The following is a 14,977-nucleotide window of genomic DNA, read 5'->3' on the forward strand; positions in this document are numbered from 1 at the left end:
CGCGGGCCGATCAGCCCGGTTTTTAGGCCGGGCAAACGCCGGATGTGGCGGCGGCGCGGGCAGCCGGACCCGCGCGAACGGCTGGCCACATCCGCGCTTGCGCTCCCCGCCGCAGGTTGCCGACACTGATCCCCAATCGTATGAAACAACGCACCCTCGCGCGTGAGGTCTCGATCAAGGGCAGCGCGCTGCACACCGGGGATCCGGTTACGCTGACGATGAAGCCGGCGCCGGTGGACCACGGCATTGTGTTCAAGCGCACGGATCTGCATGGCAGTCCAGAGCTTCGGCCGCGGGTCGACCAAGTCACGGATCTGGTGCGCGCCACGACCATCCAGTCGGGTCACGCCAAGATCCACACGGTGGAGCACGTGCTGAGCGCGCTGCATGGTTGTGGCATCGACAACGTGCTGCTGGAGATGGACGCGTCGGAGCCGCCGATCATGGACGGATCGGCGCGGCCGTTCGTGAACCTGATCCTGCAAGCCGAGCCGGTGGAGCAGGACAAGGATCGCGAGTATTTCGAGCTCGATGCGCCCGTGTCGGTGACGCGCGGCAATTCCTCGATCATCGCGCTGCCGAGCGACGTGCTGAAAATCTCGTGCACCTCGGCCGACGACCGCGGCATCCACACGCAGCATCTGTCGCTGACGATCGATCCGGAGGTTTACCAGACGCAGGTCGCCGCGGCGCGGACGTTCACGATCTACGAGGACATCGAGGAACTGCTGAAGCTGGGCAAGATTCGCGGCGGTTCGCTCGATTGCGCGGTGGTGATCCGGGGCGACAAGATCATCTCGAAGGAGCCGCTGCGGTTCAAAGACGAGTTCGTGCGGCACAAGATCCTGGACATCATCGGCGACGTGATGCTGCTCGGCCTGCCGTTGAAGGCGCACATCGTGGCGACGCGGCCGGGCCATGCGATCAACGCGGAGCTGACCAAGGCCATTTACCAAAAGCTGCTGGAGCGAAAGCAGGGCGGCACGAAGAAAAAGGAAAAGCCGGTGGCGCCGACGATGCTGCTGACCGACGAGACCTCGCTCGATATCCGCCGGATCCTCGACACGGTCCCGCATCGTTACCCGTTCATCATGGTCGATCGGGTGCTCGAGATCAAAGGCCCGGACGAACTGGTGGCGCTGAAGAACGTCACGATCAATGAGCCGTATTTCCAGGGGCATTTCCCGGGCAATCCGGTGATGCCGGGGGTGCTGCAGATCGAGGCGATGGCGCAGGCGGCGGGCATCCTGATGCTCCGCAAAATTTCCTCGGAAGGGAAGACGGCGCTCTTCATGAGCTGCGACAAGGTGAAGTTCCGCCGCGCGGTGCGGCCGGGCGACCAGCTCTTGATCCAGGTGAAAATGACGAAGAGCCGCGGCAACCGGATCGGCGTCGCAGAAGGCCAGTGCAGCGTGAACGGCCAGGTCGTTTCCTCGGCCGAGCTCATGTTCACGGTGATCGACGAAACGGACGTGGAGTGAACGCACGGTGTGATGGTGGCGTAGTTCACGAGTGGCGGGCCGCAGCCCGCCGCCGCACGAGCGCGCCGGAAAGCTGAGCTATGTCTTCCAAGATTCATCCGACGGCGATTATTGAACCGGGCGCCCAGCTGGGCAGCGACGTGGAGATCGGCGCCTATGCGTTCGTCGGCACCGGCACGACGTTGGGCGACGGCACCCGGCTGCATCACCACGCGAGCGTCGAAGGCAACACCGTGCTGGGCAAGGCGTGCGAGGTTTATCCGTATGCCTGCATTGGCGGCAAGACGCAGGATCTGAAATACAAGGGCGGGAACCCCGGGCTGCGGATCGGCGATCGCAATGTCTTTCGCGAGTACGTGACCGTGCACGCGGCGACGAAGGACGGCGAAAACACGATCATCGGCAATGGCAACAATCTGCTCGCGCTGTCCCATGTGGCGCACGATTGCGTGCTCGGCGACGGGATCGTGATGAGCAACAATGCCGGGCTGGCCGGGCACGTCACGGTCGAGAATCACGTGGTGATCGGCGCGAACGCGGGGGTGCATCAATTCTGCCGGCTCGGCGCCTTCGTGATGTTGTCGGCGTATGCGAAGCTCGTGCAGGACGTGCCGCCATTCTTCATCGCTGACGGCGCACCGGCGACGGTACGGACGTTCAACAAGGTCGGGCTGGAGCGCAACGGCTTCACGCCCGAGCAGATCGAGCGCGTGAAAACCATCTTCCGCATGCTGTATCGCGGCGGGCTCAACCGCACGCAGGCGCTGGAACAGCTCGCGGCGCACGAACAGGCGGCGAGTGCGGAATTTCAGCGCGTGCTCGAGTTCGCCAAGAAGAGCGAACGCGGGATGGCGGCGGGCGGACGATAGTCGGAGCGCCACCGCCTAGGCGCGGCGTGGGTTCGCGTGAGACTACGCGTCGGACCGCTTGGCCTTGATCGCAACCGTGAGCGCATGCGCGCCCGGCGCCGTCTGGCCGCTGAGCTGGAGCATCGTCCAGCGGATCTCCTCGGTGCCGAGCGTCAGCTGGGCGGTCTTGATGGCGCCGGCGAGCGCCTGGTTGAATTCACCGTGGTCCGACGTGCCGACAAATTCCTCGATCGTGCGGCCCGACGCTTGGAGAAGCCGTTTCATGCGAAGCCATGCTGCGCCCTTGGCGTAGGGTCGGGCAAATCCATTCTCCGGCCGCCGACGCGGGAACCGCTTACTTTTTCTTGTAAACGGTCGCGGGATCGAAGAGCCGCTCGGCGGTGAACTGCAACTGCAGCGACGAAGCGTCGAGGCTCGCGAGCTTGCGATAGAAACAGGATTTGTAGCCGTTGTGGCAGGAGGCGTTGGCGGCACCGGTCTGCTCGACCTTGATGAGCACGACATCCTGATCGCAATCCGTGCGAAGCTCATGCACGTGCTGCACGTTGCCCGACTCCTCGCCCTTCATCCAGAGTTTGTTGCGGGAGCGGCTCCAGTAGGTGGCTTTTTTCGTGCGCAGCGTGTGGGCGAGCGATTCGGCGTTCATGAACGCAAACATCAGCACTTCGCCGGTGTGGACGTCCTGGGTGATGCACGGGATGAGCCCGTCCGGGCCAAACTTGGGCTGGAGCGTGGTGCCGAGCTCGATGTCGGCGGTGGTGGTGCGGGCGGGAAACGCGGGTGTGCTCATGGATGTTCTCAGACACGGAAGAGCAGTCGCGGGCGGGATTCAATGCCGGGTTTCGAATCGGTGAAACACTCGGATCTGGCAGCGTTGGCAGACTGTGCTGGCACGGTGGGAAATGGAGCCGCGACGCCCTCGTCGCGGCTGAGTTGTAGCCGGGGTCGCTGACCCCGGCCCGGCCTGCGAGGCCGGCTACAAGAGCGCGAGGTTTTCGTTGCGTGGAAGGATTGCGATCGGATTTGCCGCGACGAGGGCGTCGCGGCTCCATGACGGCTGACCAGCGCGGGAAACCATGTAGCCGGGGTCGCTGACCCCGGCCCGGCCTCGGCGAGGCCGGCTACATGCTCACCGCTGCGCGAGTTCGCGCAGATAGTCGTAGCTGTAGAGCCCGGTGCGGTGCCCGTCGCTGAAATCAAAGCGAATGGCATAGTTGCCGATTCGCTCCCAGCCGACGACCTGCACTCCGGGGAAGCGGCGCGGGCCGTCGCCCCCGTACTGGTTGCCGAGCACGTCGCGTTCGCCCTGCGTCTCCGCGCTCGGCGAGGCCGCCCGCAGCTGGTCGAAAGCATAATAGGTCTCGGCGCCGTCGTCCCAAGCGATGGCGACTTCGGAGCCGATGAGTTGGATATTGGTGGGAGTGTGCATGAGCGGGAGAAGGAGGCTCAGAAGTTGGAGCCACGGATAACAAGGGGCGAGGCCGGAAACGGCGGCAAGCACCCCGCATCGATCGCGACTGCGAATCCCCCGGCGGGCGTTGCGAACACCCGGTTCCTGTGTCCGTTGCGTGACCATGGACGCTTCAGAAAAGCCGCGGACGCTGCCGCACATCGTCGTCGTGGGCGCGGGGTTTGGGGGGCTGACCTTCTGCCGGAAGTTCCCCGAGGACGCAGCGCGAATCACGGTGATCGACCGGCAAAATCATCATTTATTCCAGCCGCTGCTGTACCAGGTGGCGACGGCCGGATTGTCGGCGGTCGACATCGCGCAGCCAATCCGGGCGATCCTGCGGCGAAAAAAGAACCTCGAGGTGATGATGGCGGAGGTCACCGGATTCGATCTGGCAGCGCGGAAAGTGATCCATGACCGCGGCGAGACGAGCTACGACTACCTGGTGCTCGCGATGGGCGGACGGACGAGCTATTTTGGCCACGACGATTGGGAGCGGTTTGCCCCCGGGCTGAAGTCGCTCGACGACGCGCTCGAAATCCGCCGGCGCGTGCTGATGTCGTTCGAATGCGCCGAGACCGAATCCGACCCGCAGAAGCGGCGCGAACTCATGACGCTGATCGTGGTGGGCGGCGGGCCCACGGGCGTGGAACTGGCCGGGACCTTTGCGGAGCTCGCGCGCACCGTGCTGGTGCGCGATTTCGATCGCATCGATCCGTCCAAGGCGCGGGTGCTCCTGATCGAAGGCGCGCCGCGCGTGCTGGCGCATTTCCCGCCCGATTTGTCGGCAAGTGCGCAGCGGCAGCTGGAGCGGCTTGGAGTCGAGGTGCGGGTGGGGAAGCACGTCAAAGCGATCCGCCACCACGAGGTCGAGATGCCGGATGGCGAGATCATCCGCGGCATCGTGATCTGGGCGGCCGGAGTGTCCGCTTCGCCGCTCACGCAGCAACTCGGGGTGGAGACGGATCGCGCGGGCCGGATCAAGGTGCTGCCGGACTTGAGCCTGCCGGGGCATCCGGAAGTCTTCGTGCTCGGCGACCTCGTGACCCTGACGGACCCGAAAGGGCAGGTGGTGCCGGGCGTTTCGCCGGCCGCGATGCAGATGGGAGAGCACGCGGTGAAACTGCTGGCGGAGGAGATCCGCGGACGTACCTCGACGACGAATGCCGCGGCCGGACGTGCGCCGTTCGTGTATTGGGATAAGGGCTCGATGGCGACGATCGGCCGCTCGAAGGCGGTGGCGGAGATCGGCCGGCTGCACTTCAGTGGTTATCCCGCGTGGATGGCGTGGCTGTTTGTCCACCTCATCTTTCTGGTCGGGTTTCGGAGCAAATTCTCGGTCTTCGTGCAGTGGGTCTATTCCTACCTGACCTACAAACGGGGAGCGCGGATCATCACCGGCGCAACGGGAACGCCACCGGCGGGCTCGGCCTGAACCGGGCAAAAAAAACGCGCCGGCTTCCGAAGAAGCCGGCGCGGCGTTGAGGGAAACTTCGCTCGCGGGGACGCTTAGAACCGATACTGCACCTTGGCGTAGAGCACGTGCGCCTCGAAGTCGTTGCGGCGCCCGTAGGTGTAGTCGTCGTTCGTGACGTAGCCGTATTTCACGGTGTAGATCATCTGCTCGGTCTGCCGGCGGACCCAAGTGACGTAGAATGCGTTCTGCGTATCCGTCAGCCCGAAAGGCAAGCTGGTGCGGGAGTTGTCGATGTAGTTGTCGGCATCGAACCAGTGGTAGTCGACGAAGACATCGTCCTTCTGCGACACGACATAGCCGGCGCCGAGTGAACCGTTGATCGAGTTGTTGTCGCCGTTCTGGACGAACGGATAGGCCGGCGTAGCGAGCTGGTCATACCTGGCGTTCACGCTGCCCGTGACGAACAGCCGCGCCGTCGGGCTCCAAGTCACGTTCTGGCTGATAATGTCGGAGGAGTAGTCTCCGCTCGGCGACTTGCCGAGACCGGCCATGACGTTGGTGACCTTCGACTCCTGGTGGTCGTAGCGGGTGACCAGGTTGAGCTGGGTCACCGGGCGCCAGGTGACGCGGACGTTCACGTCGTGCGTCTCGAAGTCCTGATCGATGATGTAGGACGGATAACGATCGCCACCGTAGGGCGGAGTGTTGTCCCGCGTGAGACCGTAGTCCGCCATCGAACCCTTGTAGTAATATTGGGCGGCGAACGTCAGGCCCGGCTTGGCATACCAGTTGGCGCCGAACGAGTATTTCTGGACGAAACGATCCAGATCGACGTCGCGGTTGATCGCGAACACGCCGGCTTCGCCGAGCATTTCCTCAAGATTGCCGGTGCCCTGAAGCCATTCAGCCGTGCCATTGAAGGTCCAGTTCGGTTTGCCCGTGTAACGAACCTCGATCTCCTCGGTGAATTCGCTCCAGTCCTTGTCGTTCTCGCCCTCGAGCGCCTCGAGGATCGGGGCGACGGCTGGAGCCGGGCCGGTGTTGATCTCGACGAATTCATCGGTCGCTTCGTCCCGGCGGTTCTCGAAACGGATGCTCGGGCGGATCGACCAATCCTTCCGTGGTGTATAAACCGCGTTCAGGTTGAGGACCGTCTGCTTCACGTCCGCCTTGCCTTCGAGGTTATAGAAGCCCTCGTCACGCTGCTGGCGGCGCGCGTAGTTCGGGTCGTAGACCGGGTCATAGCTCTGGCCGTAGATGCGGCTGCCTTCGATGACCGTGTCCAGCTTGGTGATCAGAGCGCCGCCGGAGACGGTGAGCTGATCGTTGACCTTGCGCAGGTAGAAGCCATGCGCCGCATACAAGTCGTTCGAGGACTCGTCCTTGGTGGTGATGATACGGTCGCCACCGGAATCAAACGGGCGGCGGCGGCTGTAGCGCTTGTCGTCGATCTTGGTCTCGGACACCCGGCCGCCGACGTTCCACTTCTGGTCCTCCTGGGTCGTGTTGCCGATGTCGACCGAGAACGTGTTGGTGGTCTCGTTCAGGTCCATCAACGACGGGGTGATGTTGCGCGTGCCATAGGGGGCGGGGGCATTGCTATCGCCCCACATGGTCGAGTCCTTGGTGCCGTTGCGCGCGCGGTGTTCGTAGCGGGCACGGAGCAGAATCTGATTGGGCAGATACACGCCGGCTTCCAGCCAGGCCCGCGTGCGGTCGAGGCTCAGGTCCTCATCGAAGAGCGTGAAGGCCATCCCGCGGGGCCGGAAGTAGCCGCCGCCACCGTTATACCAGACCCGGAACTGCTCGTAGCCGCCCTCGATATAGAAGCGGTCTGTCTTGTCGAAGCGGAACGATACCCGGTAGTCCTCGTCACCCGGAAGTAGCCGGGCGTCGAATTTGAAGACCGAGTCCTCAGCTTCGCGAGTGAGATTGAAATCCTCGATGCCGGCGAAGCCCTGCTTGGCATGCTGCACCGTGCGCTGGTAGGCGGCGCGGTTGCCTTCCAGGAGCGTGCCTCCGGCGGAGACGGAGACTGTCCCACTGGTGGTCACGGTCTGCGCCAGAAGGGCGGCAGGAGCTAGCAGCGTCGCCAGGATGAGAGAAGAGCGAAAGCGTTGCATGGCGTAGTTTGTAGTTTGAGGTGCTAGAAGCGGAGCGACGAGTTGACGTGCGAGCCGTGGACGGCCTCGTGGCAGCCGGCGGTCCAGCACGTGCCGCGGGTGACGAAGGCGGCGTGGTCACGGCCGCCGATCATCAGCTGGCCGGCCGCAGTCTGCTGCTGCGTATGGCACTGCATACAGAGCGACTGGTTGCGGGCGTTGAGCATCTTGGCGTTCACCGAGCCGTGCGGGTTGTGGCAGCTCGTGCAGCTCTCACGGAGGGCCTCGTGCTCGAAGACGAACGGCCCGCGTTGCGCCTCGTGGCACTTTAGGCAGCTTTCATTGGCACCCATCAGATTGGTGCCGCCGCCCATGACCGCGTCGCCTTCGTGCGGGTTGTGGCAGTCGGAGCAGGTCATCTTGCCCGCCATCACCGGGTGGGCGTTCGGGAGGCTGAACTCACCGCGCTTGTCGAGGTGGCACTGGAAGCAGGTCTCCGGGTTCTTTTCCGGATTGATGATGGTACCGGCGCCGCCGCCGGCCTTGACGTGTTCACTGCCTGGGCCGTGGCAGGCTTCGCAGCCCATCGCCTTGGCGTTCTCGCCCTGCGCCATCAGTTTGGCGTGCGTGGCATCGTGGAAGCCGGAGGTGATGTTCTGGTGACACTCGGCGCAGGCTTCACTGCCTACGACCTTGGCGCCGGGTATTTGCGGCGGTGCGACCAGCGTGCGATTGACCGTCACGCAGGATATGAGAAGCAGACCCCACGCGGCGATGCCGCCGAAGAGCAGGGTGTTTTTAGTCCAACGCAAGCGAGGTATCATAGCCGTGTAGTGTTTGGCAGGTGTAGTCGTTTCGGGGGTATACTTCCCGCAACAAGAGAAGTATCGGAAAAATCGTCAGGGTTGACTGCGCATGGATTGCCGAGGAAGGCGCAGGGCTTGGTGCATTTTTTGGGCACAATGCCTGCGCACTGTCAGCGCCAAAATGCGCAGAGCCCGGCACCCGATTCGTGCTCCCCTTAAGGGGTCATCGGGAACTCTTCGGAAAGGAAGGTGCCTGAGCCCGCAGCGCTCGACCTGAGCGCTGCTCGGAAGAACAATCGCCGCGGAGCCGGTCCGTTATTTTTGTACTCCGCCGTTGTGGCAGTCGGCACAGGTCAACTCGGCGTCGTATTCGCCACCGGGGTGCTCGAACTCGAGACCCTTCGCGCTGAGCAGGGCGAGCTCCTCGCCCTTGCCTTGCGCGATGATGGTGTGGCACGACGTGCAGTCGCTCGCGCTGACCGTCTGGCCCGACGCCGTCTTGTGCTTGTCGTCATGACAGCGGAAGCAGCCCGGCCAGTCTTTGTGACCAATATTGTTCGGATAGACGCGCCAGTCGGCTTTGCGCTCCGGGAAAATCGTCGTCGCATAGAGCGACTGAACTGCGGCGATGGCGCCGGGAAGGTCCGGATGTCCGGCATATTTCTTCGTCAGGAACGCCGCGATTTTTTCGGGCGCCCCGGCGGAGGTGGTGATGTCTTCCTGGGTCATCGCGTTGACTGCGTCGCGCTTGATGTTTGGCAAGGCGGTGCTGAGCGTGCCGGTGAGCAGCGCGCGCTCCACGGCTTCGTTGGCCGTCGGGAACATGTGCGCGGGGCGGTTGTGGCAATCCATGCAGTCCATGACGCGGATCTGGTCCACGGGCGGCTCGCCGGTGAATTCATCGGTGCGGTAGATGCGGCTGGCGCCGGTCTTCACGTTGGTGACGCGCATCCAGGGAATCTCCTGCCGCTTGGCGTCGGCCGCGTAGTATTCGACCTTTTCGTTTTCGTTGACGTGCCAGTGAATGCCGCCCGCGGGACCGCCGGGCCGGCTGGCGTTCACGTGCATCAGCATGCGCGCGGTGTAGGGCGTGTTCTTCTTGTTCGAGAGGAAATGGTCGAAATTGATTTCGATGTTGCCGTGGAATTTTTCCGGCCAGTGGCACTTTTCGCAGATGTCCTGGGCGGGGCGCAGATTGTGCAGCGGAGTCGCGATCGGCCGGTTGTAATTGTCCAGCGCGTACGCGATGAGCTGGTGCGTGCCGTTGATCTTGGCCTTGATGAACCACTCGGCCCCGGACCCGATGTGGCACTCGACGCAGTCGACGCGGGCGTGTTCGCCGCGCTGGTAGGTGACGAATTCCGGATTCATCGCCTCGTGGCAGACCTGGCCGCAAAACTGCGTGGACTCAGAATAATGATACGTCTGATAGCTGCCAAACGCACTGAGCACGAGGAACAGGATGCCGCCGAACCCGAAGCCGAGCGCGATCCGGCGCTGCCGGCGGTTGCTGAAGTCCACCTGCCAGCGGTCCGGCCGGTTCTGCGCGTGTTTGATCGCGTAGCGGCGCTGCAGCCAGGCGCCCCCGAAGAGCAACGCCAGCCCGGCCATCAGGAACATCGGCGCGACGATGTAGGTGAGAATCCCGAGATAGGGATTCTTCTCGCCCTGCGAGAAATCCATCCAGACCAGGAAGGCGAACGAGAAGAGCGCGCCGAGTGACAACACCGCGCCGATGGCGCTGATCCAGTTGTTGAAGGCGGAGCGCGGTTTCAGCGGCGAGGCGGGCGACGACGGGGTGGACATGGGTGCGGGCAGGGAGCAGGAGTGGAGCAAGAAACGCGGGCCGGAAACGGCCCGCGTTCATAAAAAGGGTGCGGCGGGTGCCGCGCCCGACATCAGGCCTTCAGCTTGCGAATGAAGGTGACCAGGTCGCTCATCTCCTCTTGCGAGAGCTCGTCCTTGTAGCCCTTCATCACTTCCTTGCCGGCATCGTTCTTCACGCCGTCGGCAATCGCCTTGAGCATCTCGTCGTCCTTGAGCTGCCCCTGCACGGCCGCATCCGAGTAGTCGCGGATCTTCAGTTTCTTGCCGGTCTTGGTGTCCGCCTTGCCGGTCGCGCCGTGGCACTTCTGGCAGTGGTTTTCCCAGTTTTCGGCAGCCGGAGCCGCCTGGCTAATCGCTGCGCCGACCAGAAAGCTGACGGTCGCGAGCGCGAGTTTGGTGCAGTTTTTCATATTGGGGATCTGATGATGTTTGACGGAGACGCTCCGCCTCGACGCAGCATGCCGGAATAGATCCGATCACGCTGCGCATGGTTTGCTAAGATGCCAGCAATCGTTGTCTTCGCTAGTATAAAAAATGCATAGAGGCGCCCGGCGCGCTCTCGGTCGCATCTCATGCTGTGCGTTTTTTGGCGACAACCGCAAAGACCGCCTAACACTGCACAAGGAATGCGCAGCGAGTCCGGAGGAGATCGACCATCATTGGTCCGTTGCTGCCTTCCATCGCAAATTTCGACGTGCCTGATCTTCTGATCTTTCGCTTTCTCCTGCGAGCTGCTCCGATGCTGGCTTAATCCCTTCCCATGCGTTTTTTCCCCTGCTTGCTTTCCTCCCTGAGCGTGGTCGCCTTCCTGGCCGCGGGATGTGGCGACTCCTCGGTCGTATCCTACCGCATCCCGAAGGAAGCCGCGCGCGCGGCCCAGCCCGAGTCACCTCATGCCGGCATGTCGGCCGGTGCCGGGATGTCGGCGGCCGCGGTGGACTCCGCCGGTGGTCCGGCGTTGGCATGGACGGCCCCGGCACACTGGCGCACGAAACCCGGCTCGTCGGTCCGCAAGGGCAGTTATGCGATTGGCGACGAAGCCTCGCCGATGGCGGATCTGGCGATCACGGCTTTTCCCGGGGATGTCGGTGGCGATCTGGCCAACGTAAACCGCTGGCGGGCGCAGCTGCAGTTGCCGCCGATCGGAGCGGACGAACTGCCGACCATGCTCACGCATTTGGATCACGACGGTCTGCACATGAATGTGGTCGAGCTGGTCAACGGCCAGGGCGCCGAGGCAATGCGCCTGCTGAGCGCGATCGTGCCGTTTGCCGGCGCCACCTGGTTTTTCAAGCTCACCGGCCCGAGTGAACTCGTGGCCGCCGAGAAAGCGGCCTTCCTGGAGTTCCTTGGGACCATCAAACCGGCCGCGCCCAACGCGGACACGCCCGGCGGCGCCGCGACGGTCAACGATCCACATGCCGGACTCGACCTCACCTCGTCGACGGCGGCGCCCCCGATCGCCGGATCGGACATGGCCAACACCGCGGTGACCACCGCCGATGGCCCGGGCTTGAAGTGGACCGCGCCGGCGCATTGGGAAACAAAGACCGGCTCGACGATGCGGAAGGGCAGTTATCTCGTGAAAGGCGAGGGCGACGAGGCGGCGGACCTCTCGATCACGGCGTTTCCGGGCGACGTCGGCGGAGAGCTGGCCAACGTGAACCGCTGGCGCAATCAGCTGCAGCTGCCGCCACTCGACGCCGCCGCACTCGGCAGTGCGGTCACCCGCCAGCAGTCGAATGGATTGAGCCTCACGATCGTGGACCTCGCTGGCGCGGGCGGCGCATCCGGGCAACGGATGCTCGGCGCGATCGTGCCGTACGCCGGAGCGACGTGGTTCTTCAAGCTCACCGGGCCCGACGCGCTGGTGAGTCGCGAGAAGCCTGCCTTTCTCTCTTTCCTGAACACCGTCCAGACTCCCTGATCCATGGCCACGTTCCTCCGCGAACTCCGCGACATTGTCGTTTCGCTTAAGCTCACCGTCGTCCTGATCGCCCTGTCGATCGTGCTCGTGCTCGCCGCGACGCTCGACCAGGTGAACATTGGCATCTGGGCGGTGCAGGAGAAATACTTCCACACGTTCGCCGTGTTCTGGCAGGTCGGCGACGTGTCGCTCGCCGTCTTCCCCGGCGGCTACACGCTGGGCGGGCTGCTCCTGGTGAACCTGGCGGCAGCGCACCTTTACCGGTTCAAGTTCACCTGGCGGAAGGCCGGCATGCATTTCGTGCACGGCGGGTTGATCCTCCTGCTGCTGGGTGAACTCTTCACCGGGCTGTGGCAGGACGAATACCAGATGCGGCTCGATGAGGGCGAAACGAAGAACTATTCGGAGAGCTTCCGCAGCGTCGAGGTGGCAATCACCGACGTGACGAGTCCCGACTTCGACGAGGTGGTGGCCATCCCCGAGCCCGTGCTGGCGGATGAGCAGACGGTGCAGCATCCGAAGCTTCCGTTTCGCGTGGCGGTGAAGGCGTTTTTCCCGAATTCCTCCCTCGAGATGCGCTCGGCGACCTCGACGGAACCGTCCCAGGCGAGCACGGGCGCCGGCACGCAGCTGGTGGCGAAACCGCTTCCGATCACCTACAAACAGGATGAGCGGAACGTGCCGAGTGCGTTCATCGAGCTCATCGGGCCCGACGGTTCGCTCGGCACCTGGCTCGTCTCGGTGCTGCTGGTCGAGCCGCAGCGCTTCGAGTTCGGCGGCCGCAGCTGGCGGATCGCGCTGCGTTTCGCGCGCCACTACCGGCCGTTTTCGCTGACGTTGCTCAAGTTCAGCCACGACCGCTATGCGGGCACCGAGATCCCGAAAAACTTCTCGAGTCGCGTGCGGCTCAACACGCCCGACGGCCAGGACGATCGCGAGGTGTTGATCTATATGAACAACCCGCTGCGCTACGCGGGCCTCACGTTCTACCAGGCTGGTTTCGACAACAACGACCGCACGTCCGTGCTCCAGGTGGTACGCAATCCAAGCTGGCAGCTGCCCTACATTGCCTGCGCCATCATGACCTTCGGCCTGCTCCTCCAATTTGGACTGCATCTGGGTGGGTTCATCCGCCACCGCCGCCAACCCGCCGCCGCCACGCCATGAAGAAATTTCTGCCCTATCTCGTCCTCACGATCGCCGTCCTCGCCGTGTTCGGCGCGTGGCGCACGCCGCGCAATCCGGGCGACTACGACGTGGTCGGATTCGGCGAGTTGCCGACCTTGGTCAATGGCCGGATCAAGCCGCTCGACACGGTTGCGCGGACCACGTTGTTGACGCTGCAGGGCCGGCAACGCGTCGCGGCGCCCGACGGCCGTCGGATCGCGCCGGCGGAGTGGCTGCTCGACGTGCTCTACCGGCCGGACGTGGCGCATAGTTATCAGACGTTCGAGATCGTGCACCCCGACGTGCTCGCGATGCTGAACCTGACGACCGGCCAGGGCGCCGGCGGCAAGCGTTTCTCGTTCCACCAGCTGCTGAGCGGGCTGGGGGAACTCGACCGGCAGGCGAAGCTCGCCGAGAACGTCGAGCACGCGAACCGCTCGCCGTTCCAGCGCGCGGTGGTGCAGCTGCGCAACAACGTTATTCTGTATCAGCGGCTCCAGAACAGCCTGGTGATCGACGGCGCCGACGAGTTCCTGCAATCCCTCGCCGCGTTCGAGACCGTGCTGCCGGCGCGGCAGGCGGCCCTGGCGGCGCAACGCGCCGGGCAGTCGCACGACGCCGCCCAGGCCCGGGCAATGACCCAACTGAACGCAGCCATCGCGACCCTCGAGACGTATGGCTACGTGCTACCGATTCCGCCGGTGACCGGCAAATCCGACCCGGCCGGCTGGCGCAACGCGGGCGCATCGCTGCGCGAGAGCCTCACGACCGGCCGGCTGAATCCGGCGATGGACCGCTACGTTCGCATCGGGCTCGCCTGGCGCGGCTATCAGCCGGCGGAGTTCAACACGCTCGTCCATTCGTATCGGGCGCAGCTCGACGGCGAGATTCCCGGCACGATGCGGAAATGCGACGTCGAGGCGCGGTTCAATGCGGCGCAGCCGTTCATGACGGCGACGATGCTCTACGTGTTCGCGTTTCTGCTCGCGGTATTTTCCTGGCTCAAATGGCCGGAGGTGCTGGGCCGCTCGGCCTTCTGGCTCGTGCTCGTTGGGTTTCTGGTGACGACGGCGGGAATCGGAATTCGCATGTGGCTCGAGGGCCGGCCGCCGGTGACGAATCTCTATTCCTCGGCGCTGTTCGTCGGCTGGGCGGCGGTGGCGTTGTGCCTGGTGCTCGAAACAATCTACAAAAACGGGATCGGCAGTGCAGCGGCGGGCGTGATCGGTTTCACCACCTTGATCATCGCCCACCATCTGGCGCTCGGCGGTGACACGTTGGAGATGATGCGGGCGGTGCTCGACTCGAACTTCTGGCTCGCGACGCACGTGATCACCGTAACCGTGGGCTACTCGGCCACGTATCTCGCCGGGTTGCTTGCGCTGATCTATGTCGGCCGCGGCGTGTTCACGCGCTCGCTCGATCGCACCACCGCCGACGGACTGACGCGGATGGTTTACGGGATCGTGTGTTTCGCGACGCTGTTCAGCTTCGTCGGCACGGTGCTCGGCGGCATCTGGGCGGATCAGTCGTGGGGCCGGTTCTGGGGTTGGGATCCGAAGGAAAACGGCGCGCTGATCATCGTCCTGTGGAATGCCCTGATCCTGCATGCGCGTTGGGGCGGGCTGGTGAAGGCCCGCGGGCTGATGGTCCTCGCGATCTTCGGCAACATCGTGACGAGCTGGAGCTGGTTTGGCGTCAACATGCTCGGCGTTGGCCTGCACAGCTACGGTTTCATGGACGCCGGTTTCTGGTGGCTGATGCTCTTCGTCGTCTCACAAGTCGTCGCGATGCTGATCGCCGGTACCCCGCTGGAGAAGTGGCGAAGCCTGGCGACGCGCTCGTAGGGCCTCGGGAGCACGGGCAGTTTGCCCTGACCAGGTCGGGGCCCTCGTCGCATGATTTGTTGTAGGCCGGCCCCTGGGAGCGCG

Annotated in this window: 13 protein-coding genes; 6 read left to right on the forward strand and 7 right to left on the reverse strand. The window is 64.1% G+C overall.

All coding sequences use genetic code 11. The annotated features are described in order from the left end of the window. Positions 1-140: 140 nt before the first annotated feature. Together OTER_RS13045 and lpxA are read left to right on the forward strand one after the other, a co-directional pair. Complete coding sequence (locus OTER_RS13045; protein WP_012375393.1) at positions 141-1,481, forward strand: bifunctional UDP-3-O-[3-hydroxymyristoyl] N-acetylglucosamine deacetylase/3-hydroxyacyl-ACP dehydratase; 1,341 nt, start codon at positions 141-143, stop codon at positions 1,479-1,481. An 80-nt stretch (positions 1,482-1,561) separates the two neighbouring features. Then, a complete protein-coding gene (gene lpxA / locus OTER_RS13050) occupies positions 1,562-2,350 on the forward strand; it encodes an acyl-ACP--UDP-N-acetylglucosamine O-acyltransferase (RefSeq protein ID WP_012375394.1) in 789 nt (262 codons plus the stop codon). 42 nt (positions 2,351-2,392) lie between these two features. On the opposite strand, the gene OTER_RS13055 is transcribed toward lpxA, so the two are convergent. From OTER_RS13055 to OTER_RS13065, 3 genes are all read right to left on the reverse strand, one after another. Beyond that, positions 2,393-2,614, reverse strand: a complete 222-nt coding sequence (locus tag OTER_RS13055; protein WP_012375395.1) for a hypothetical protein — start codon at positions 2,612-2,614, stop codon at positions 2,393-2,395. 70 nt (positions 2,615-2,684) lie between these two features. Next, complete coding sequence (gene hisI, locus OTER_RS13060; RefSeq protein WP_012375396.1) at positions 2,685-3,140, reverse strand: phosphoribosyl-AMP cyclohydrolase; 456 nt, start codon at positions 3,138-3,140, stop codon at positions 2,685-2,687. Positions 3,141-3,479: 339 nt separating this feature from the next. Then, positions 3,480-3,779 carry a gamma-butyrobetaine hydroxylase-like domain-containing protein gene (locus OTER_RS13065; protein ID WP_012375397.1) on the reverse strand — a complete coding sequence of 100 codons (300 nt, stop codon included), beginning with the start codon at positions 3,777-3,779 and terminating at the stop codon, positions 3,480-3,482. Positions 3,780-3,924: 145 nt separating this feature from the next. On the opposite strand from OTER_RS13065, the gene OTER_RS13070 reads away from it, so the two are divergent. Beyond that, positions 3,925-5,235 carry an NAD(P)/FAD-dependent oxidoreductase gene (locus OTER_RS13070; protein WP_012375398.1) on the forward strand — a complete coding sequence of 437 codons (1,311 nt, stop codon included), beginning with the start codon at positions 3,925-3,927 and terminating at the stop codon, positions 5,233-5,235. Between the two features lie 74 nt (positions 5,236-5,309). Here OTER_RS13070 and OTER_RS13075 read toward each other — a convergent pair whose 3' ends face one another. The 4 genes from OTER_RS13075 to OTER_RS13090 form a co-directional block, all read right to left on the reverse strand. Further along, a complete protein-coding gene (locus OTER_RS13075) occupies positions 5,310-7,340 on the reverse strand; it encodes a TonB-dependent receptor (protein ID WP_012375399.1) in 2,031 nt (676 codons plus the stop codon). 23 nt (positions 7,341-7,363) lie between these two features. After that, entirely contained in the window at positions 7,364-8,131 is a 768-nt protein-coding gene (locus OTER_RS13080; protein WP_052300381.1) for a cytochrome c3 family protein, read from the reverse strand. Between the two features lie 309 nt (positions 8,132-8,440). Further along, positions 8,441-9,931, reverse strand: a complete 1,491-nt coding sequence (locus OTER_RS13085) for a NapC/NirT family cytochrome c (RefSeq protein WP_012375401.1) — start codon at positions 9,929-9,931, stop codon at positions 8,441-8,443. A gap of 92 nt (positions 9,932-10,023) precedes the next feature. Beyond that, on the reverse strand, positions 10,024-10,362 hold the full coding sequence (locus OTER_RS13090) for a c-type cytochrome (protein ID WP_012375402.1): 339 nt from the start codon (positions 10,360-10,362) through the stop codon (positions 10,024-10,026). A 350-nt stretch (positions 10,363-10,712) separates the two neighbouring features. On the opposite strand from OTER_RS13090, the gene OTER_RS26425 reads away from it, so the two are divergent. Genes OTER_RS26425 through OTER_RS26865 form a run of 3 tightly spaced genes read left to right on the forward strand, consistent with a single transcriptional unit; the run spans position 10,713 to position 14,893 of the window. Next, positions 10,713-11,879 (forward strand): hypothetical protein, encoded by a 1,167-nt coding sequence (locus tag OTER_RS26425; RefSeq protein ID WP_012375403.1) that lies wholly within the window; start codon positions 10,713-10,715, stop codon positions 11,877-11,879. Between the two features lie 3 nt (positions 11,880-11,882). Beyond that, positions 11,883-13,046: a cytochrome c biogenesis ResB family protein gene (locus OTER_RS13100; protein WP_012375404.1), complete on the forward strand. Its 1,164-nt coding sequence runs from the start codon at positions 11,883-11,885 to the stop codon at positions 13,044-13,046. Further along, the gene (locus tag OTER_RS26865; RefSeq protein WP_012375405.1) at positions 13,043-14,893 is read left to right on the forward strand and encodes a cytochrome c biogenesis protein; all 1,851 of its coding nucleotides are present in this window, start codon (positions 13,043-13,045) and stop codon (positions 14,891-14,893) included. Before OTER_RS13100 ends, OTER_RS26865 begins: the two co-directional genes overlap by 4 nt. The last annotated feature ends 84 nt before the right edge of the window (positions 14,894-14,977 follow it).

The organism is Opitutus terrae PB90-1 (assembly GCF_000019965.1).
Classification (GTDB): Bacteria; Verrucomicrobiota; Verrucomicrobiia; order Opitutales; family Opitutaceae; genus Opitutus; species Opitutus terrae.